The sequence below is a fragment of the Flavobacterium sp. SH_e genome, assembly GCF_025717045.1.
Lineage (GTDB): Bacteria > Bacteroidota > Bacteroidia > Flavobacteriales > Flavobacteriaceae > Flavobacterium.
The window spans coordinates 552247-573718 of record NZ_JAOVZN010000006.1; the positions used below are offsets into that span (position 1 = coordinate 552247).

Below are 21472 nucleotides of genomic sequence, written 5' to 3' on the forward strand. Positions count from 1 at the left end.
CGTAAATTTGAATTCCTCCGATTTTTCATTTCACATTTTGTTATGTTTCATGTTGTCAATGTTTTGCAATGTGAGTGATTTGGAATTTGGAGCTTTAAAATTTGACTTTTTACAACTCTATGTATTTAATATTCGATACCGAAACAACCGGATTACCAAAACGCTGGGATGCCCCAATAACAGATTCTGATAACTGGCCTCGCTGTATACAAATCGCTTGGCAATTGCATGACGAAATGGGACAGCTTATCGAGCATCAGGATTATTTGGTAAAACCAGAAGGATTTAACATTCCGTATGATGCTGAACGTATTCACGGAATCTCTACTGAATTGGCTGAAGCCGATGGAATCACTTTGGCCGAAGTTTTAGAGAAATTCAATATTGCTTTAAGCAAAACCAAATATATCGTTGGACAGAATTTAGGTTTCGACGTGAATATTATGGGAGCTGAATTCCATAGAATGGGAGTGGAGTCTCAAATGGCTTCAATGCCTGTTCTGGATACCTGTACCGAAGTTACCGCTTCATTATTACAGCTTCCAGGAGGGCGTGGAGGAAAATTCAAGCTTCCAACTTTGACCGAATTGCATGAATATTTATTCAATGTTCCTTTCGCGGAAGCGCACAACGCAACTGCCGATGTTGAGGCAACTACGCGTTGTTTCTTAGAATTGGTTCGAAGAGAGGTTTTTACGAAAGAAGAGCTTGACGTTCCTAAAGAATACTTCAAAGATTTTCAGGAAAGAAACCCAGAGCCATTTAAACTGATTGGTTTAAAACACATCAATTTAAAAGCGGCTTCTGATAAAATCAGAGAACAGCTTAAAGCTTTGGCCGGAGAAGGTCAGCAGACTGTTGTTTCAGAAGAAGATAAAGCTGATTTCAAAGCAGCAAAATTTGCGCATTTACACAATCATACACAGTTTTCGGTACTTCAATCAACTATTGGAGTTGGAAATATTGTTGCGGCTGCAGCTAAAAACGGAATGCCAGCTGTTGCCATGACCGATACTGGAAACATGATGGGAGCTTTCCATTTTGTGAGCGCTGTTATGAATCACAATAAAGCGGCTTCTGGAAAAAACAAAGCTTTGGTTGAAGCTGGAGAAGAGCCAACAGAAACCGAAGTAAAACCAATTGTTGGCTGTGAATTTAATATCTGCGAAAATCACTTAGATAAAAGCAAAAAAGACAACGGTTATCAGGTTGTTTTAATGGCTAAAAATAAAGCCGGATATCACAACTTGGCTAAAATGGCTTCGATTGCTTATACTGATGGATTTTATTATGTTCCAAGGATTGACCGCAAAATTGTAGAACAATACAAAGGCGATATCATGGTTTTGTCTGGGAATTTATACGGAGAGATTCCGAGTAAAATTCTGAACATCGGTGAAAACCAAGCCGAAGAAGCTTTAATTTGGTGGAAGGAACAATTTGGCGAAGATTTCTATCTGGAAGTAATGCGCCACAATCAGGAAGATGAAAATCGTGTCAACAAAACCCTGATTGAGTTTTCAAAAAAACACGATGTAAAGTTAATTGCGACCAACAATACTTATTATTTAAATAAAGAAGATGCCAATGCACACGACATTTTATTGTGTGTAAAAGACGGTGAAAAGCAGGCAACACCAATAGGACGTGGACGCGGATACCGTTACGGACTTCCAAATCAGGAATATTATTTCAAGTCGCAAGACGAGATGAAAAAGCTTTTTGCCGATTTGCCAGAAGCCATTATCAATATTCAGGAAATTATTGATAAAGTTGAAGGATATTCGCTTTATCGTGATGTATTGCTTCCGAAATTCGAAATTCCAGACGAATTTGTTGATCCTGAAGATGAAAAAGACAATGGTGTTCGAGGTGAAAATGCTTATTTGCGACACCTTACTATGGAAGGTGCCAAAAGAAGATATGGTGAAATCACAGAATCAATTCAAGAGCGTTTGGACTTTGAGTTAATGACAATTTCAAATTCGGGATATCCAGGTTACTTTTTGATTGTACAGGATTTCATTGCCGAGGCAAGAAAAATGGACGTATCGGTAGGTCCTGGGCGTGGTTCTGCAGCGGGTTCTGCCGTTGCATACTGTCTCGGAATTACTAATATTGACCCAATTAAATACGATTTGCTTTTTGAGCGTTTCCTAAATCCTGACCGTGTATCGATGCCCGATATTGATATCGACTTTGATGACGAGGGTCGTGGACGTGTAATGGAATATGTAATTAACAAATACGGTCAAAAACAGGTAGCGCAGATTATCACTTATGGTAAAATGGCGACCAAATCGGCGATTCGTGATACGGCGCGTGTACTAGATTTGCCATTATTTGAGGCCGACAGAATTGCAAAACTGATTCCGGGAATGATGCCGTCAAAATGGAATTTGGCGCGTTTTATTTCGGAGAGTGAAGAAGAAGTTAAAAAAGCCCTTCGTTCTGACGAATTTGATAATGTCAAAGAATTAATCGCCATTGCCAATGAAGACGATTTGGCAGGAGAAACTATTCAACAGGCAAAAATTCTGGAGGGATCGATGCGTAATACGGGTATTCACGCCTGCGGGGTAATCATTACGCCATCGGATATTACGAATTATGTTCCTGTAACGACTGCAAAAGATTCCGATTTATATGTAACACAGTTCGACAACTCAGTTGCTGAAAGTGCCGGATTGCTGAAAATGGACTTCTTGGGTCTGAAGACCCTTACGCTGATAAAAGATACTGTAAAACTGGTAAAATACAGAACGGGAATTGAGCTGAATCCAGATACTTTTCCAATCGATGATGAAGAAACCTATGCACTTTTCCAAAGAGGTGAAACGGTCGGAATCTTCCAATACGAGTCGCCTGGGATGCAGAAATACATGAAGGATCTGAAACCAACGGTTTTTGGAGATTTAATTGCCATGAATGCGCTTTATCGTCCGGGACCTTTGGAATATATCCCTTCTTTTGTTCGAAGAAAAAATGGTGACGAAGAAATCAAATACGATTTAGATGCCTGTGCGGAATATCTTTCTGAAACCTACGGAATTACGGTTTACCAAGAGCAGGTAATGCTTTTGTCTCAGTCTTTGGCAGGATTTACAAAGGGTGAGGCCGACGTTTTGCGTAAAGCGATGGGTAAGAAACAAAAAGACGTACTAGATAAAATGAAACCGAAGTTTGTTGAACAAGCTGCAGCAAAAGGTCATGACGCCAAAATTCTAGAGAAAATCTGGAAAGACTGGGAAGCCTTTGCGAGTTACGCCTTCAACAAATCACACTCGACTTGTTATGCGTGGATTGCATACCAAACCGCTTATTTGAAAGCGCATTATCCTGCAGAATATATGGCGGCGGTGCTTTCGAATAACATGAACGATATCAAACAAGTTTCGTTTTTCATGGAAGAATGTAAACGTATGGGGTTGCAGGTTTTGGGTCCAGACGTAAACGAATCATACTATAAATTTACTGTAAACGATGATTACGCAGTTCGTTTCGGAATGGGAGCGATTAAAGGAGTAGGTTCTGGAGCTGTTGAAACGATTGTAGAAAACAGAAAAGACGGAAGATATAAATCGATTTTTGATTTAGCGAAGCGAATTGATTTGCGCGCAGCCAACAAAAAAGCAATCGAGAATTTAGCACTTGCCGGAGGTTTCGATTCATTTGAAGGAACAACCAGAGCTCAATATTTTCATGATGATGGAGACGGAATTACTTTCTACGAAAAAGCAATGCGCTACGGATCGAAGTTTCAAGAAAATGAAAATTCTTCTCAAGTAAGTTTATTTGGAGAAACCAGCGAAGTGCAAATCGCAGAACCGGTTGTTCCGCCTTGCGAAGACTGGAGTACAATGGAAAAACTGGCCAAAGAAAAAGAGGTTGTCGGAATCTATATTTCTGGGCATCCGCTTGATGATTTTAGGTTTGAGATGAAATACTTCTGCAACGCTCGTTTAGAAGCCTTGAAGAGCATGAATGAATATGTTGGAAAGAATTTACATTTTGCCGGAATTATTAATAACGTACAACACCGTGTAGCTAAAAATGGAAAAGGCTGGGCAGCTTTCAATTTAGAAGGTTACGATGAAAGTTACGAGTTTAAGATTTTTGGAGAGGAATATTTAAAATTCCGCCATTTCTTAATTCAAAACAACTTTGCCTTTTTGAAAATTATGATAAAAGATGGTTGGGTCAATCATGATACAGGAAAAAAATCAGATCCAAGAATGCAGTTTGTTGAGATTCGCCAATTGCAGGATATTTTAGAAGCTTTCGCTAAAAAGCTAATCGTTCTATTGAATATAAAAGATCTTCAACCTGAATTTATACATAAGCTGAGTCATTTATTTAATGAAAATAAGGGGGAGAATTCTGTGACTTTTGAAATCATGGAATTGGAAAAAATAAAAAAACTGGTTGAGGTAGAAACCCCGACAGATTTTGAAGATTCTGATGATGCTGTTTTTGAAGGTGAAAATGAAAATGAAGATGCCGCACTTGAAGATACAAAAATACAAGAGGTAAACGAAGTAGAAGAGATAAAAGTAGTTACCAAACTGACCATGCCTAGCCGTCGTCTGAAGGTCAAAATATCAGCTGAGTTATTGCAGGAATTGGAGAAAATGCAGATTAATTTTAAACTGAACTAAAAATTTAACAGTTAAAATTTAAACATATGTTAATTTTTTATGTTAAAAATATGCGTGCATAATAGTTTTTTAGTAATATTGCGCCAAATTACAACGTTTTCGTTCCAAGTCTAACTTTACAAACCATAAGAATATGTTAAAATATTCTAAGTTTGTACTAATCAATAAATCAAAATTATGAAAAAGAACCTATTTTTATTAGGATTATTAGTTTGCTCAATGGCTACAGTGGCGCAGACAGAAAAAGCTGAGAAACCAGAAAGTTGGTATTTCAAATTAGGAGGATCGTATTTCAACCAAACTGCTTCAACTGAGTTTCCAGAAGTGGGAGGTCAAGCACCAAATAGAGATATTTATTCAGGTACTTTAACTAACAATAAATTAGTTTCAAGAGAAAGTATAACAGGTTCTTTTGGACAAGGTTTCAGAAGTGGTATTACTGCTGGTTACCGTTTTTCTACTCGTTTAGGAGTTGAGATGTCTGCAAACTATTATATCAGTAATAGTAAGACAATGGCACAAACAACAGATAGACTTTATGGATACGATGCAGCTACTACTGCAGCTACATACATTAGTTTTACAGCTGAAGGACAAATCAAAGCATTTGATTTAGCGCCTTCTATTGTAATGTTTTTAGGTGATGCTCATGGTTTTGAGCCATATACTAAAGTTGGAGTTATTGTGCCAATTCACGGTACATTAGATATTAAAACAGATAGAGAGCTTTTGACTTATGTAGGTGCTAATCAAGTAGCTAAAAATGATATCTATTCTAAAGATGTTGTGAAACCAAATCCAACAATTGGATTTATGGCGGCATTAGGAACATCTTATAAATTAGGAAAACACATTTCTGCTTTTGCAGAGTTAGAATACCGTAACTTTACTGTTCATGGTAAGACTAAAGAAACTACAGAATATACTGTAAATGGGCAAGATGCATTAGCAACTAGAACTACATCACAGAGATATACAAACTATCACAAGAAATTGGATGTAAATTCTAATAATGCTTTGTTTAATCCAAATACAGCTACTACTACAGATTTAACAGATACAACTAGACCAAATGATAAAATGGACGAATTAAGTTCTTATGTTGGAATTTCTGGTTTAGGATTAACTTTAGGTCTTAAATATAGCCTATAAATTTCCACATTTTTTTATAGTTTATAGTTTACAAAAAGAGGATATTCGAAAGAATATCCTCTTTTTTATGCTCATTTTTTGTCATTTCGAGGAACGAGAAATCACACTCGGGAGTCGGCAAAGATTAATTATATACTTTGTAGAATTTCTAGTGTGATTTCTCGTTCCTCGAAATGACAAACAGTGCGAACTATTTCGAATTCTCTCTAAATTCCTTCAAAACTTGATCAATAACCCAAGTTGTTCTTGCACCAGAAGTTCCTTTAGATGGAGAAGCACCTTCTTTACCTAATAATTCGGTAATAACAGTTTCTATAAACGGCTGTTGAATATGAAGCGGATTTTCAATTGTAATGGTTTCTTTTTCTCCATTTGCATATTGAATATGTAGAGGATCATTTCCAAAAGTAGAAAAAGAGATTTTACCTTTATCGCCTACAATTTCAGTATTGTCATAACGTTCGAAACTTGCAAAATTCCAAATTCCTGATCCATGAATTCCGTTTTCGAATAAAAAAGACATCGAAACAGCGTCTTCAGCTGGATAAGCAAGTAGTTGAGAAGTTGCATGTCCGCGAACAGACTTTATTGGACCTAAAACAAAATCTAGGAAATCTAAAGTATGGCAAGCTAAATCAACAAAGATTCCTCCTCCAGAAATATGTGGTAAAACAGTCCACGGAAGATTGATTTCATCATCATAGCGCTCTTCAAAAGGATGATATAAAACACAATTAACATGTCTGATGTTTCCTAATTTTCCCTGATCGATTATTTCTTTTATTTTTAAAAAACGAGGTAAAGCTCTTCTATAATAAGCTACAAATAAAGGGACATTGTGTTCTTTACAAGCGCTGATCATTTCGTTACATTCCTCAAAAGTTAAAGCCATTGGTTTTTCAACATAAACTGGCTTTTTTGCTTTTGCGCATAAAATGGTATATTCTTTATGAGAAGATGGAGGAGTAGCAATATAAACGGCATCAACTTCTGGATCATTAATTAAATCTTCAGCATTAGAATACCATTTTGGAACATTGTGGCGTTTAGCGTAATCTTCAGCAAGTGCTGCATCTCTTCGCATAACTGCTACTAAAGCCGAATTTGGAGCTTTCTGAAAAGCGGGCCCGCTTTTTACTTCGGTTACATTTCCACAGCCAATAATTCCCCATTTTATAATTTCCATTGATTAAGTTTTTAGTTTCTCAAATTTAAAAAAGGTTTGCCACGAATTGCACTAATTTCCACGAATTTATTTCACGCAGATTTAAAATGATTTAAGCAAATACATGCAGATTTTAAATTAAATCGATTTAGATCTGCTAAATCTGCAGAATCAGCGTGAAAAAAAAATAAAAGGCACAGATTAAAAGATTTTCACAGATTTTTTAATCCATCAAATCCTTTTAATATGTGGCATAAAATAAAAAGCCACGATATTCAGAAAATTAATTCGTGAATTCGTGGCTAAAAAATCTAGCTTAAAGTCTTACTTTTTAGGTAAAGCCGTAAAGCCCATATTATAAAGCGTAAATGCTTGAATATCTACATTTTCTTGAATAGACGCAGCAACAGATTTTCCTGCTCCGTGTCCTGCTTTTACATCAATTCTAATTAAAACTGGATTTTCTCCTGTTTGTTTTTCCTGTAATTCAGAAGCAAATTTAAAACTGTGTGCCGGAACTACACGATCGTCATGATCTCCAGTTGTAACCATTGTTGCTGGATAATGAGTTCCTTTTTTAACGTTGTGAACAGGAGAATATCCTTTTAGATATTCGAACATTTCCTTGTTATCTTGAGCAGTTCCGTAATCAAAGGCCCATCCTGCACCTGCAGTAAATGCATTGTAACGAAGCATATCCATAACTCCAACTGCTGGTAAAGCCACTTTCATTAAATCTGGTCGCTGAGTCATTGTAGCACCAACCAATAATCCTCCGTTAGATCCCCCGCGAATAGCTAAATAATCTGAGGAAGTATATTTTTGAGCGATTAGGTATTCTGCAGCGGCGATAAAATCATCAAAGACATTTTGTTTCTGCATTTTAGTTCCTGCATCATGCCATTTTTTTCCGTATTCACCACCACCTCTTAAGTTAGCAACAGCATAAACACCTCCGTTTTCCATCCAAACAGCATTTGCAATACTGAAACTTGGCGTTAAACTAACATTGAATCCGCCGTAACCGTAAAGGATTGTCGGGTTTTTACCGTCTAATTTTGTTCCTTTTTTATAGGTAATAATCATCGGGATTTTTGTGCCATCTTTTGAAGTATAGAAAACTTGTTTAGACTCGTAATCTTCACTTTTGAAATCTACTTTTGGCTTTTGATAGATTTCTGATTTTCCAGATTTTGGCTCAAAAGAATAAATGCTTCCTGGAGTTGTGTAATTTGTAAAACTGTAATAAAGAATCTTTTCGTCTTTTTTTCCAGCAAATCCTCCGGCAGTTCCAACAGCAGGAAGTTTGATTTCACGAACTAATTTTCCGTTGTAATCATATTGTTGTACAAACGAAACGGCATCTTTTGTATAATTAGCAAAGAAATATCCAGCGCCAGTTGAAGGATTTAATACGTTTTCAGTTTCTTTAATAAAATCTTTCCAATTTTCTACTTTTGGATTAGCTGCATCTACAGCAACAACGCGGCCGTTTGGTGCATTATAATCAGTATGAATGAATAATTTTGTTCCTTCATTTTCAATAATTGAATTATCAGAATTAAAATTATCTACAATTGTAACGATTGGACTATTTGGTTTAGTCAAATCTTTAATATATAGCTCATTTCCGTAAGTCGAATTAGCAGCTGTAATTATTAAGAAATGATCGTCTTCAGTGACATAACCGCCAACATATCTTCTTTTTAAATCTCCTCCAAAAATAACTTTATCGTCTTTTTGAGAAGTTCCTAATTTGTGAAAATATAATTTATGCTGATCTGTTTTTGCAGACAATTCGCTTCCTTTTGGCTTTTCATAACTAGAGTAGTAGAAACCTTCGTTTTTGTACCAAGAAATACCGCTGAATTTTACATCAACCAACGTATCTTCAAGAACTTTCTTAGAAATAGCATCAATGATAATTACTTTTCTCCAGTCGCTTCCTCCTTCAGAAATTGCGTAAGCCGCTTTGTTTCCGTCTTTAGAAAAGTCTAAACCGCCAAGCGAAGTTGTTCCATCTTTAGAAAAAGTATTCGGATCTAAGAAAATTTCATCTTTTCCGTTTTGATCTTTTCTGTAAACAACAGATTGATTTTGAAGTCCATTATTTTTAGAATAATAAGTAAATTTCCCTTCTTTAGATGGAGCGCCGATTTTTTCGTAATTCCAAAGTGTTTCCATTCGCTTTTTAAGTTCGTCACGAAACGGAATTTTATCTAAATAAGCATAAGTAACTTCATTTTCAGCTTTTACCCAAGCTCCTGTTTCATCAGATTTATCATCTTCAAGCCAACGATAAGGATCGCTCACTTTTGTATCAAAATATACATCGACAGTTGCTCCTTTTTTGGTTTGTGGATATTGTATTTTGCCTTGCCCAAACGAAATTCCTGCGGTTGTAATTGCCATTAATAAAAATGTTTTTTTCATAGTTAGTTTTATCTGTTGTAACAAAAATAGCACTTTTTGTGAGAATTAATAAATGTTTAACCGCAAAGTACGCAAGGAAAAAAGCGCAAAGGGCGCAAAGTTTTTTATTTGCTTTGCGAACTTTGCGCTCATCTTAGCGTCTTTGCGGTTAAATAAATTTTATAAGTTGAAATTAACTCCCAAAACGATATTTCTTCCAATGTTCGGAATACCATCTGTTTTTAATCTAGAAAGGTGCGCAATGTATTTTTTATCAAATAAATTGTTTCCGTTTAAATTAATATCGAAAGCTGTTTTTCCTAGTTTGAAAGTTCCTCCAAAACCTAAATTTACCAAAGTATAACCTTTAGAAGCCGTTTCGAAACCGCTTACATTATCTTGGCTGAAAGTCGAAGAAACATTCAAAGAAGCAAAACCTTCACTTAACCAGTCTTTGATATTAAATTCAGTTCTAAGTGTGTTGTTCCAGTTGTTTGCAGGAATCAAAGGCAGATAATCTTTGTTTTCTTTTTTGCCTGTAACCGTCTCAAAGCTAGTTTCAAAATGCAACCAATCTAATGGATGTGGGTGAAAGTGCAAACCAACTTCTCCACCGTACAATTGTGCATTGTCCTGAACATAAGCAAAAACATCATTATCGTCTCTAACTTCTCCAGTTGGCGAAGTGTAGATATAGTTGTTTACATGATTGTAGAATCCGTTTACGAAAAATTCAAAATGCGTGTTTTTGTATTCTAAATTCAAATCTGTCTGAATGTTTTGTTCTGTTTTCAAATTTGCATTTCCAATTTCGTAACGATTTGTTCCTTCGTGAACGCCATTTGAAGTTAATTCGGCCAAGTTTGGAGCTCTAAATCCAGTTGCAACATTTAAACGAAGCGTAAATGGTTCAGCCAATTTCGTTTTATAACCCAATGAAGCATTAAAACTGTCAAAAGATCTATCAAGTGGCAAGAAATATTCTTCTTCACCTTCAGTTCCGTGTGCAATTGAAGTAATATTTCTGTTGTCAAAACGTAATCCGGCTTGAATAACGCTGTTGTCCCATTCATAATTTGCAGTTCCAAAAACTCCAAAATCATTTGTAGTTGCATCTGGAATTAAATATTCTTCACCAGAATTTTTGTTGGTTTGATGCATTCCTTGAACTCCTAAAATAGTTTCAATTTTTCCGAATTTCGGGAAATGATATTTTGCATTGTAATTGAAAGTGTTTAATTTCATGTGTAAAGAAGCTTCATTGCTGTCTTCAAACTCGCTTCTGTCATTGGCAATATATCCTAAATCAACATCTAGTTTTGAGTTTTCAAAGAAAATAACATTGTTTAAACTCAATAAATGATTGAAAATTCCTTGTCTTGGAAACTGTGTGTCTTTGCTAGAGGATTGTTCTGCGATTCCGTCTTCTGGAATTCCAATATCCAGTTTATTGTAGTTGTATCTTAAAACACTTGAAAAACTTGAATTGCTGTATCCAATTCCAGTTTTAAAATCTGTTTCGTTATAACGTGAATTGGTTACACGGTCTCCACCTGAAATTTTGTAGTCAGAATGTGTGTTGTAGCTTCCACGAGCCAAGAATTTCCAATTATCAGTAGAAGTTTTTAATCCGATAGAAGAATTGCTTCCTTCTGTATTAGTGAAATATTTTTGGCTAAAATTAGCTTTAAAAGTTCCTGCATCAGCAAATTTTTCAGGATTGAAATATAAAACTCCTCCTAAAGCATCAGAACCATACAATAAAGAAGCTGGGCCTTTAATAACTTCGACACTTTCTATTCCGGCATCATTTAAACCTAAACCATGTTCGTCTCCAAACTGTTGGTTTTCGATACGAACGCCTTGAGAATAAACCAAAACACGGTTTCCGCTAAGTCCGCGAATTACAGGTTTCCCGATAGAAGTTCCCGTAGAAATCTGAGATACTCCAGGAATTGTCGCTAAACCTTCAATTAAAGTAGAAGTTCCTTTTTGCTGTAAGGTCTTGATGCTTTCGTGCTCAATTTTCATTACGTTTTGCGATTGCAGTTTATTGAAAGGCGTAGAAACAACAACTTCATCCATTTCCAAAATAGATTCTTCAAGTGTAATGTCTAACGTATTTTGCTTTAGTAATTTTGCAATCGTTTTATTCTGATTGGCATAACCAACATAAGTAAATGCAACACGAAGGCTTCCGTTTGGAAGATTGTTCAATTCGTATTTTCCGTTTGCATCTGTTGTTGTTCCTTTGTGTAATTCTGGAGCGTAAACAGAAACTCCTGGCAATGGATTATTCTGATTATCGGTTACGGTTCCTGAAACCGAATTTTGAGCAGAAAGCATGCCCGAAAACCCTAAAATAAGGGCAATTATAAATTTTTTCATTTGAAAATGATGCTATAGTTAAATTGATTTTTTCTTCGAATGAAAATCAAAAACTAACAGTAAAGCATTCTGATCCTGATTAATAAAAATAGGATTAGGAAACTCAATGTTTTTTGAATTTTAAATTAAAAGAAATGTGATGTTTTTTCGAATAATCGAAACTTAAGAAACTATAACACCAGGAGGACCTCGTAAGTAATACGAAGTTTTTGAAACTGAAAAAATCTTCTCTGAAAATGGGAAGAAATAAGGTGTTTCTCTATCAAATGAATGAAATTCAAAAGAGAAATTTTGAGGAACAATAAAAGATTCAAAAGCAAAATGGCAAACGAAACAAACGTCATAATCATGATGTTGGTGTGTTATTTCGCCACTCGGATCATTGTAATTATGATGACATTGTTTTTCTGAAAGCTGTTTTACAATATGCTCATAGCTGTGTATCGACTGAAACAATATCGAGAACAATATTGTTACAGCAAAAGATAAACTTAATATGAGCTGCTTTCTTTTCATGATTTGCAAAGGTATAAAAGATAAAAGAAAATTCGTTGATTTTTTACTTCTTCAAATCGATTTATTAAAGAAAATGCAGCAATTAATTTTATTCGCGATCAAAAAGAGAATATTTCGACTTCTTGTCGCAACTACAGAAACCATTATATTATATTTGTATGTGAAATAAATAAGCGAAGAAAAGCGTTTGTTTAAAATCATCTCTTTAAAACCAAAACGACGATATGCGAATTATTTTTAGCTGCTTATTTTTACTCACTTTCTTTAACTCTTTTGCACAAGAAGATGTTAAGCCTGAGATAAAACCAGTTATAAAAATAGATTCTTTGTATCGCGAAGATCAGTTTTATTTTTCGGTTACCTATAACATGTTTACCGATATTCCAATCGATTTCAAACAGAATAAATTTTCTCTTGGACTTTCGGGAGGTTTCTTGCGCGATATGCCGATTAATAAAACTAGAACAATTGCAATTGCTACAGGTTTAGGCTTAAGTTATCAAAATTACAATCAAAACTTAACGATTTCCCAAGATGGAGGGGGAGAGATTATATATGGTGTAAATAATTCCAGTGAGTATGTATCTAATCGCTATAGACAATATTCTATAGATCTTCCAATAGAATTTAGATGGCGAAATTCGACTTACGAAAGCACCAAATTTTGGCGTATTTATGGCGGGGTAAAATTTAGTTATATCTTTTCAAGCACATCACTTTTAGATGATGGCGAAAACACATACAAAATCAATAATAATAAGGATATCAATAAATTTCAGTATGGTCCTTATCTTTCGGCAGGTTATAATACATGGAATGTTTATATATATTATGGTTTAAGTCCGTTGTTTAACTCGGCTACAACTTTGTCTGGTGAAAAAATCAATATGAAAACCTTAAATGCGGGATTGATCTTTTATATTTTATAACCACAGATATAAAAATAAAAGCTGCGGCATTATTCCAACAAACAATCCAATTAATATTTCTCTCGAAGTATGCGCGTTCATTTCTAAGCGAGATGAAGCTACAATTCCTGACAATAAAATCAGTAGCGCAGGCCAATATGGATTATGCAGTTGGAGATGAATATTTAAGCCAATTACAAAAATGGTAAAGCCGCTTATGGCAACCATATGCAAGCTGGCTTTGGTTTTAAACAATACGCATACCAAAGCCAAAATCGAGCTAAATAATGCTCCAAGAAAAAAGAAATGAAGCTCAGGATAACGAGTAATTACAATGCTTCTTTTAACCAACAAAATATACAAAAAGCACTGTAGAATTAGCGGAATTGTACGTTCTGTAGTTTGGCTCAACATAATCGATTTTACATGCCCAGTCGATTTCAGCAATAAATAAAACAAGACTGGAACAATCACATTGATTACCAAAATCTGAATTAAAACATAATATTTCTCATTTACACTAAACACATCTTCTTTATAAAAAAGATAAAATAAAGTGGCGTACACCGATATAAAAATGGGATGTAATATATAAGAGAAAACAGGAAGTAACTTTTTCAAAATGCTCAAATTTGTGGTATAAAAACAAATATACAGAAATATAGATAATGAAGTGCAGAGGCTTCATTTTTTAAGAAAATCACAACTCTTTTCTATCTTTAATGTTTTAATTTTGAAAAAAAGAAATTTCTAAATGAGCCTAAATTTAAAAAGCCTGGTTTCAGTTCTAAATGCCAAATGGATTGGCTCAGATGCTGATGTTTTAATCGATCATATCTCAATTGACAGCCGTTCTCTTCAAAACGGATCACAGACTTTATTTTTTGCTCTGGCCGGCGTTAACAACAATGCCCATTTATTTATTCCCGATTTAATCGAAAATGGCGTGCATAATTTTGTAGTTCATCATATACCAGAAGGTTATGCAGATAAAGCTAATTTTTTGGTTGTTGAAAACACACGTCAGGCGCTTCAGGAATTTGCGGCTTATTACAGAAATCTGTTTCATTTTCCAGTTATCGGATTAACGGGAAGCAACGGTAAAACGATCGTAAAAGAATGGCTTAATTTCTTATTAAGCCCTGATTATAATATTATTAGAAGCCCAAAAAGTTACAATTCTCAAGTTGGGGTTCCGCTTTCGGTAATTGCGATTAATGGAAAACATAATTTAGGAATTTTCGAAGCTGGAATTTCAACAGTTAACGAAATGGTTAAACTGGAGAAAATCATCAAACCAAATATTGGAGTTTTAACCAGCATTGGTTCTGCACACGATGAAGGTTTTTTAAATTTAGTGCAGAAAATTGATGAAAAACTGCTTTTGTTTAAAGACTGTCCAATCATTATTTATCAAAAAAATGAAGTGGTAGATTCTTGTTTGTCTCAATTTGTTGCCGAATATATGCATCATCCGAGAAAACTTTTTTCTTGGAGTTTTACAGATAAAACTGCTGATGTTTTTATTGAAAAAAGAGAACATAGAAACGATCATACCTTTATTCAATATCAATACAAAAACGAAAAATTCAATTTAGAAATTCCATTTAATGATTCGGCTTCTATAGAAAATGCGATTTCTTGTTTATTGGTTTTATTGCATTTTGATTACGATCAAGAAACGATTCAGAATCGAATTGAGATGCTTTATCCTGTTCGAATGCGTTTGGAAGTAAAAAACGGAATCAATAATTGCAGTATTATTGATGATAGTTATAGTTCCGATTTTCAGTCGCTTAAAATTGCTTTGGATTTTTTAGAAAGCCAAAAGAAAAAAGGTGCATCAAAAACCGTTATTTTATCTGATATCTTCCAGAGCGGATTCGCAAATGAAGAATTGTATTCTAAAGTAGCTCAATTAATTTCAGATAATAAAATAAACCGAATAATTGGCATTGGTTCAACGATTTCATCTTTTGGTACTAAATTTCCAAACAGCATAATGTTTCAAAACACAGCTGATTTTATTGCAGAAATCGATAATCTGAATTTCAATAACGAAACCATTTTAATAAAAGGAGCAAGGTCATTTAAGTTTGAAGAAATTGTTTCGCTTCTTGAAGAAAAAACACATGAAACGGTTCTAGAAATCAATCTTGATGCCATTAGCCACAACTTTAATTACTTCAAATCCAAATTGGCTCCTAATGTCAAAATGATGGTAATGGTAAAAGCATTTGGTTACGGAAATGGAGGTTTAGAAATCGCTAAATTATTAGAACATCATAAAGTTGATTATTTGGGTGTGGCTTTCGCCGATGAAGGAATTGCGCTGAAAAACGGCGGAATAAAACTTCCAATTATGGTTTTAAATCCTGAATCGACAAGTTTTCCATCCATTATTCAATATCAGTTAGAACCTGAAATTTATAGTATAAAAGGCTTAAATGCCTTTTTGAAAATTGCACGTGAAAAGAATCTAAAAGATTTCCCGATTCATATCAAAATCGATACTGGAATGCATCGTTTAGGCTTTGAAGAAAATACACTCGAAGAATTGATCGAAACGTTAAGAGGAAATGCAACTGTTCGCGTTCAAAGTATTCTTTCGCATTTAGCGACAAGCGATGATCCAAAACATTACGGTTTTGTGAGTCAGCAGATTGCATTGTTTGAGAAATTATCTTCAAGATTAATCAGTGAATTAAATATCAATCCAATTCGACATATTTTGAATACTTCTGGAATTAGCAATTTTCCAAATGCGCAATATAATATGGTGCGTTTAGGAATTGGTTTATACGGAGTTTCAAATGATCCTTTGGAACAAAAATATCTGGAAAACGTAGGGACTTTAAAATCCATTATTTCTCAAGTTAGAACAATTCCTTCAGGCGATAGCGTTGGTTACGGACGCCGTTTTATGGCAGATGCAGCAACTAAAATTGCCACAATTCCGATTGGTTATGCTGATGGAATTGCGAGATTATGGGGAAATGAAGTTGGTTTTGTTACCATCAAAAATCAAAAAGCCAAAATCGTTGGAAGCGTCTGCATGGATATGCTGATGGTCAATGTAACCGATATAGATTGCAAAGAAGGCGATTCTGTAATTATTTTTGGCGAAAGCCCAACTGTTATTGAAATGGCTGAGGCACTAAAAACGATTCCGTATGAGATAATGACGAGTATTTCGCAGCGCGTCAAGAGGGTATTTTTCAGATAATTTTAAGAAATTCCAATAAAATTGCTTATTTTCGATATTCATTTATTATTCAACTAAACAGATCAAATATGGGATTTTTTTCAGAATTTAAGGAATTTGCAATGAAAGGCAACGTAGTCGATTTGGCTGTCGGTGTGATCATTGGAGCTGCTTTTGGTAAAATTGTAAGCTCATTTATCGAAAATGTAATTACACCATTGTTATTGAAACCTGCTTTAGACGCTGCACATTTATCTACTATTGAAGAATTGACAGCTTTTGGTGGAGTTAAATATGGATTGTTTTTGTCGGCTGTTTTAAACTTTATAATTGTTGCTTTTGTTTTGTTCTTGATTATTAAAGGAATAAACAGTTTAAAAAAGAAAGAAGAGCCCGCGCCAAATCAACCGGCAGTACCAACTCAGGAAGAATTGCTTACTCAAATTAGAGATTTGTTGAAAAACAAACAATAAAATATAATACCGCTACACTAAGTCTAACTTAACCGCCTTTTGAAGAGGCGGTTTTTTTACAAAATGTTTGTTTTATAACATTTTGTTATTTTTTGTGAATCACCTTGCAGAGACTTTTATTATACTTACTTTTGCGTTACAAATTAGATTAATTGATTATTTAAAAATATAAAAATGAGAATTGCAGTTGTAGGCGCTACCGGAATGGTAGGCGAAGTAATGCTTAAAGTATTAGCAGAAAGAAATTTTCCTGTTACAGAATTAATTCCTGTTGCATCAGAAAGATCAGTTGGAAAAGAAATCGAATATAAAGGAACGAAATATAAAGTAGTAGGATTGCAAACAGCTGTTGATATGAAAGCAGATATCGCTGTTTTCTCTGCTGGAGGAGATACTTCATTAGAATGGGCGCCAAAATTTGCTGCTGCTGGAACAACTGTTATCGACAACTCTTCTGCATGGAGAATGGATCCTACTAAAAAATTGGTAGTTCCAGAAATCAATGCTGATGTTTTGACTAAAGAAGATAAAATTATTGCAAACCCAAACTGTTCTACTATTCAAATGGTAATGACTTTGGCTCCTTTGCATAAAAAATATAACATTAAAAGAATCATTGTTTCTACTTACCAATCTATCACAGGAACTGGTGTTAAAGCGGTAAAACAATTAGAAAACGAATACGCAGGAATTCAAGGTGATATGGCTTACAAATATCCAATTCATAGAAATGCAATTCCACATTGTGATAGTTTTGAAGAAAACGGGTACACTAAAGAAGAAATGAAATTAGTTCGCGAAACTCAAAAAATCTTAGGCGATAATACTATTAGAGTTACAGCTACTGCTGTTCGTGTACCAGTTGTAGGCGGACACAGTGAAGCAGTAAATGTTGAGTTTACAAATGATTTTAATGTAAATGAAGTTCGTGAAATCTTACATAATACTGATGGAGTAGTGGTACAAGATAATTTAGATACATTTACTTACCCAATGCCATTGTATGCAGAAGGTAAAAATGATGTTTTTGTAGGAAGAATTCGTCGTGACGAAAGCCAGCCAAATACATTAAACATGTGGATTGTTGCTGATAACTTAAGAAAAGGAGCGGCAACAAACACAATCCAAATCGCTGAATACTTAATTAAAGCAGGTTTGGTATAATTGAGAGATTAATTAAAATTGTTATAAAGAGAAAACCGTAATTACAGGAATGTAATTACGGTTTTTTTGATTTTAGAAGAAGAAAATTATTTCTTTTTTGTCCATTCTTGTCCACAAATAGTTCCAATTTTTTGAACTAAATCTCCATTTTCAGGTTTTTCAAGATCGGCAGGACTAATATTTTTTTCCTTAAATTTTGTAATAGCACAATCTGCGATATAAGTAGCAGCATCGCTTTTTACTCCATTTTTTATAAAAAATTGTTTTAGGATTACTTTATACGTTTCTTCATTTTTTGGGTTCCAAGAAGTTTCTCTTTTTCGAGTTGCAGAACTTGAATTATTTTTTGACATCCATTCTATGCTACATTCTTTACCAAGTTGTTTTATCATTATGACAATTCCAGGCTTTTTAGAATCTAAAGGATTAATTCCTTTTGTTTTCATTTTTTCAACAGTGCATTCTGAAATATAATCTACCTGTTCGTCTGATAATATTCCTTTTCCTTGTCTCATCATCCCTTCTTTTAAACCCTCTTTGTACTCTTTTTCAAATTCTGGTGTCCATTCATTTTTCTTTTTACATGAAAATAATGAAACGGCAATTAATGCAATAGTGATGTAATTTAAAAATTTGTTCATTTTTTATAATTTTATTAATTTTCCTAGATTTGAAATTAGAAATCCGGGCTTTTAATTTTTTTGCAAATGTATTTTGAAGTCTTTTTTTAAATTACCAGTAAAAGTCAAATTACTAATACGATAAGATTTTTATTAGAGGTTTTAAAACTATTTTTTCTCGATTTTTTGTGAACAGCTAACCGATATTGATAATAATTTTCCAGCATTTTTAGAATCTCGAACAGCTTTAGGTTTTAGATTTTGTTCTTTCATTTTTGAAATTGAACATTCTGCAAATTTTAAAGCATCTTCGTCTTTAATTCCTTTTTGCGTTAAACTGTTTTTCAAATTTTTCATGAAATAAGCTTCGATTTTTGGATTCCAGTTTTCCCATAAATCTTCTGTAGGAACACTTTCGTTGTCTGTAACTTGATTTTCAGATTTGGTAGGTTTCGCAATTTTTGATTGAGTTTCTTTATCATAGACTGTGTTGTCTTTATTTCCACAAGCGAATATTGTAAATAAAAATAGTAAACTAAAGCAGTATTTTGTCTTATTCATTTTAATTCAAAATTTATTAGACAAAATTAATTTTAGGACTTTTATTTAATGCTCTCTAAAAGATATTAGAATATCATGATAAGACATTTTTAAAATTGACTTAATGTGATAGTTTTAAGTCTTATAATGGCTATTTGAATTTTTATGTTGAATTAGTTTTGATGCATTATTCAAAATCTTTGATATGAAGTTTTATATTTCAATTTTTGTTATGTTTTTCAACTTAACCAATTCGCAAAATTTGAGTGGAGTTTGGAAAGGCGAATTATCTGATTCTAGAGGCAATGTATGGATTGATGATTTTGAAATGCAAATTTTGCAAACAAAATCATCTTTAAACGCTTTGGTTGTATATAAGTATAAAAGTGATGGAGTAATAAAGACAGCCAAAAGAATAGCCGTTCAAAGCGATAATTTTGCACATAATTCTGATTGTGGATGTGTTATTATGCCAGGTACGATTTTCGAAAATATAAAGTATTCTTCAAAAGATATACGATTTACAGAAAACAAACATATATGGTGTAATATGTCAGAGAACCATAAGTATTGCAACTACATAAATTATAATCTTAAATGGTCGAAAAAAGGAAATGACGAATTTCTAACAGGTAAGTTTTTTCCAATTACTAATTATCAAAGAATTGAAGGTATTGTTAAACTTAAAAAAATAGGTGCAATTAATTCCTCTCAAAGTTTTTTTATAAAGAGAAACACATTACAGAAGATTCCATCTATAGTAGCTAAGCCACAAATTGTAAAATATGAAAGATCAGATTTGGCATTGCGAAATGTATATCTCCAAGATAAAAAAGAAATTCCGGTTGTTATTAAAACCAGAAAAAATGAAAAATTAAAAACTATTAAAGTCAATAGTAAACAAGTTGAAATAAGTATTTACGATTATGGTCAGATAGATCACGATATTATTTCGGTTTATGTAGATAAAGAGCCAGTCCTTGTAAAAGAAGAGCTTACAAAGAAGCCTTTACTTATAAATCTAGAAATGGATGATTATAACAATTTTCATGAAGTAATCCTAGTCGCAGAAAATTTAGGAGATATTCCGCCAAATACAGCACTTATGAAAATAAAAGCTGGAGAAAAGTATGAAATTAAAATAACCTCAGATGAACAGAAGAATGCTGTGATTAATTTTAAGTATAAAGAATAATAATTGAACGAGTATTAGATTTATGAAATAACTTAATATGTTGTTTTTAAAACTTATAAGGGCTACTTGAGTTTCTTTTTCAATTTAATTTTGAAAATTATTCAATTTATTATGAGGCTTTTATCTATTTCAGTCTGTATTTTTTTCTTCAATATTATATCGGCGCAAAACCTCACTGGTGTTTGGAGAGGAACTATAAAAGATTCACGTGGCAGATCTTTAACAAACTTTTTCGAAATGCAAATTATTCAAAATGATTCTGCTATTGGAGCGGCTTTGAATTTTGATTATCAAGGAGGTTTAAAAGAAAAAATAATAGCATTACAAGATTTTGATGATTTTATTGATGGTGTAAATTGTGATTGTGATTTAATACCAGAATCAAAAGATAATAGCGAACATTTAAGCCGAATACAATTTTCAGAAAACGGTTTTGGATGCAGTCTGAAATGGTATAAAAATAAAGGTAAACAGTATTTATTAGGCAGGACTTTTCGTAAAAATTTCAGTAATTATTATGATTATCAAAATAAATATACTGATGCATATATAAAATTAGAGAAAGTTGATAAAATTATTCCTTCTGAATCTTCTTTAATAAAGGCAAGAATTACTGCAACAGGTATAAAAAAAAGAAAAAAAGAAGTAGAAAAATTGATTATTAATACTTTACTAGATGAAGACTATGAAATGGTGAAAAAAGTAATTGTTAATACGAAGGAAGTAAAATTAAATTTTTCTGATTACAGTAGGGTAGATCGTGATAGAGTTTCAATTTATGTTGATAGAAAACCTGTCTTTCTTAATAAAGAACTTTTGGATGATCCATTTGAAATTGTATTAGAAATGGATAAAACGGTTAATTGTGAGGTAATTTTTGTAACGGAAAATCTTGGTACCGTTCTACCTAATACAGCAGAAATGGATATAAAAGCTGGGAAGTTAAATGAAAAGATCGACTTAACTTCTGAAAGAATAAAGAAAAAAGCAGTATTTATATTTAAGTATGTGGATTAAGAAAGTGTATTCTTGATTGTAAAGTAAATTATTTTTTGAAGAACTAGAAATGTTATAAT

Annotated in this window: 15 protein-coding genes; 8 read left to right on the forward strand and 7 right to left on the reverse strand. The window is 33.4% G+C overall.

Features of this window, described 5'->3' with window-relative positions; genetic code table 11:
- Window positions 1–119 precede the first annotated feature (119 nt).
- Window positions 120–4658, forward strand: coding sequence for a DNA polymerase III subunit alpha (dnaE, locus tag OD917_RS13295; RefSeq protein WP_263523959.1), 4539 nt, complete (start codon window positions 120–122; stop codon window positions 4656–4658).
- Between the two features lie 177 nt (window positions 4659–4835).
- Window positions 4836–5810 (forward strand): outer membrane beta-barrel protein, encoded by a 975-nt coding sequence (locus OD917_RS13300; protein ID WP_263523960.1) that lies wholly within the window; start codon window positions 4836–4838, stop codon window positions 5808–5810.
- A 190-nt stretch (window positions 5811–6000) separates the two neighbouring features.
- On the opposite strand, the gene OD917_RS13305 is transcribed toward OD917_RS13300, so the two are convergent.
- The 4 genes from OD917_RS13305 to OD917_RS13320 form a co-directional block, all read right to left on the reverse strand.
- Entirely contained in the window at window positions 6001–6996 is a 996-nt protein-coding gene (locus tag OD917_RS13305; RefSeq protein ID WP_263523961.1) for a Gfo/Idh/MocA family protein, read from the reverse strand.
- A gap of 303 nt (window positions 6997–7299) precedes the next feature.
- Entirely contained in the window at window positions 7300–9408 is a 2109-nt protein-coding gene (locus tag OD917_RS13310) for a prolyl oligopeptidase family serine peptidase (protein ID WP_263523962.1), read from the reverse strand.
- Window positions 9409–9567: 159 nt separating this feature from the next.
- Window positions 9568–11775, reverse strand: a complete 2208-nt coding sequence (locus OD917_RS13315; protein ID WP_263523963.1) for a TonB-dependent receptor — start codon at window positions 11773–11775, stop codon at window positions 9568–9570.
- A gap of 162 nt (window positions 11776–11937) precedes the next feature.
- On the reverse strand, window positions 11938–12291 hold the full coding sequence (locus OD917_RS13320) for a hypothetical protein (RefSeq protein ID WP_263523964.1): 354 nt from the start codon (window positions 12289–12291) through the stop codon (window positions 11938–11940).
- A gap of 224 nt (window positions 12292–12515) precedes the next feature.
- On the opposite strand from OD917_RS13320, the gene OD917_RS13325 reads away from it, so the two are divergent.
- Complete coding sequence (locus OD917_RS13325) at window positions 12516–13220, forward strand: porin family protein (RefSeq protein WP_263523965.1); 705 nt, start codon at window positions 12516–12518, stop codon at window positions 13218–13220.
- On the opposite strand, the gene OD917_RS13330 is transcribed toward OD917_RS13325, so the two are convergent.
- Window positions 13215–13820, reverse strand: coding sequence for a hypothetical protein (locus tag OD917_RS13330; protein ID WP_239455651.1), 606 nt, complete (start codon window positions 13818–13820; stop codon window positions 13215–13217). The two genes, OD917_RS13325 and OD917_RS13330, sit on opposite strands and share 6 nt — an antisense overlap.
- A gap of 133 nt (window positions 13821–13953) precedes the next feature.
- Here OD917_RS13330 and OD917_RS13335 point away from each other — a divergent pair, with 133 nt between their 5' ends.
- From OD917_RS13335 to OD917_RS13345, 3 genes are all read left to right on the forward strand, one after another.
- Complete coding sequence (locus OD917_RS13335; RefSeq protein WP_263523966.1) at window positions 13954–16425, forward strand: bifunctional UDP-N-acetylmuramoyl-tripeptide:D-alanyl-D-alanine ligase/alanine racemase; 2472 nt, start codon at window positions 13954–13956, stop codon at window positions 16423–16425.
- Between the two features lie 68 nt (window positions 16426–16493).
- Complete coding sequence (gene mscL, locus OD917_RS13340) at window positions 16494–16877, forward strand: large conductance mechanosensitive channel protein MscL (RefSeq protein ID WP_263523967.1); 384 nt, start codon at window positions 16494–16496, stop codon at window positions 16875–16877.
- Between the two features lie 174 nt (window positions 16878–17051).
- Window positions 17052–18041 carry an aspartate-semialdehyde dehydrogenase gene (locus tag OD917_RS13345; protein ID WP_263523968.1) on the forward strand — a complete coding sequence of 330 codons (990 nt, stop codon included), beginning with the start codon at window positions 17052–17054 and terminating at the stop codon, window positions 18039–18041.
- Window positions 18042–18127: 86 nt separating this feature from the next.
- On the opposite strand, the gene OD917_RS13350 is transcribed toward OD917_RS13345, so the two are convergent.
- Entirely contained in the window at window positions 18128–18682 is a 555-nt protein-coding gene (locus OD917_RS13350) for a hypothetical protein (RefSeq protein WP_129746020.1), read from the reverse strand.
- Between the two features lie 147 nt (window positions 18683–18829).
- A complete protein-coding gene (locus tag OD917_RS13355) occupies window positions 18830–19222 on the reverse strand; it encodes a hypothetical protein (RefSeq protein ID WP_129746021.1) in 393 nt (130 codons plus the stop codon).
- Between the two features lie 184 nt (window positions 19223–19406).
- Between OD917_RS13355 and OD917_RS13360 the strand changes: the two genes are divergently transcribed.
- On the forward strand, window positions 19407–20396 hold the full coding sequence (locus tag OD917_RS13360) for a hypothetical protein (protein WP_263523969.1): 990 nt from the start codon (window positions 19407–19409) through the stop codon (window positions 20394–20396).
- A gap of 111 nt (window positions 20397–20507) precedes the next feature.
- Window positions 20508–21413: a hypothetical protein gene (locus tag OD917_RS13365; protein WP_129746023.1), complete on the forward strand. Its 906-nt coding sequence runs from the start codon at window positions 20508–20510 to the stop codon at window positions 21411–21413.
- Window positions 21414–21472: the final 59 nt, after the last annotated feature.

Bases quoted from the DNA above. Each gene is read 5' to 3' on its own strand.
- OD917_RS13315 (WP_263523963.1), bottom strand. From the start codon at position 11,775: ATGAAAAAATTTATAATTGCCCTTATTTTAGGGTTTTCGGGCATGCTT.
- OD917_RS13325 (WP_263523965.1), top strand. From the start codon at position 12,516: ATGCGAATTATTTTTAGCTGCTTATTTTTACTCACTTTCTTTAACTCT.
- OD917_RS13355 (WP_129746021.1), bottom strand. From the start codon at position 19,222: ATGAATAAGACAAAATACTGCTTTAGTTTACTATTTTTATTTACAATA.
- dnaE (WP_263523959.1), top strand. From the start codon at position 120: ATGTATTTAATATTCGATACCGAAACAACCGGATTACCAAAACGCTGG.
- OD917_RS13350 (WP_129746020.1), bottom strand. From the start codon at position 18,682: ATGAACAAATTTTTAAATTACATCACTATTGCATTAATTGCCGTTTCA.
- mscL (WP_263523967.1), top strand. From the start codon at position 16,494: ATGGGATTTTTTTCAGAATTTAAGGAATTTGCAATGAAAGGCAACGTA.
- OD917_RS13320 (WP_263523964.1), bottom strand. From the start codon at position 12,291: ATGAAAAGAAAGCAGCTCATATTAAGTTTATCTTTTGCTGTAACAATA.
- OD917_RS13345 (WP_263523968.1), top strand. From the start codon at position 17,052: ATGAGAATTGCAGTTGTAGGCGCTACCGGAATGGTAGGCGAAGTAATG.
- OD917_RS13305 (WP_263523961.1), bottom strand. From the start codon at position 6,996: ATGGAAATTATAAAATGGGGAATTATTGGCTGTGGAAATGTAACCGAA.
- OD917_RS13365 (WP_129746023.1), top strand. From the start codon at position 20,508: ATGAGGCTTTTATCTATTTCAGTCTGTATTTTTTTCTTCAATATTATA.
- OD917_RS13310 (WP_263523962.1), bottom strand. From the start codon at position 9,408: ATGAAAAAAACATTTTTATTAATGGCAATTACAACCGCAGGAATTTCG.
- OD917_RS13360 (WP_263523969.1), top strand. From the start codon at position 19,407: ATGAAGTTTTATATTTCAATTTTTGTTATGTTTTTCAACTTAACCAAT.
- OD917_RS13335 (WP_263523966.1), top strand. From the start codon at position 13,954: ATGAGCCTAAATTTAAAAAGCCTGGTTTCAGTTCTAAATGCCAAATGG.
- OD917_RS13300 (WP_263523960.1), top strand. From the start codon at position 4,836: ATGAAAAAGAACCTATTTTTATTAGGATTATTAGTTTGCTCAATGGCT.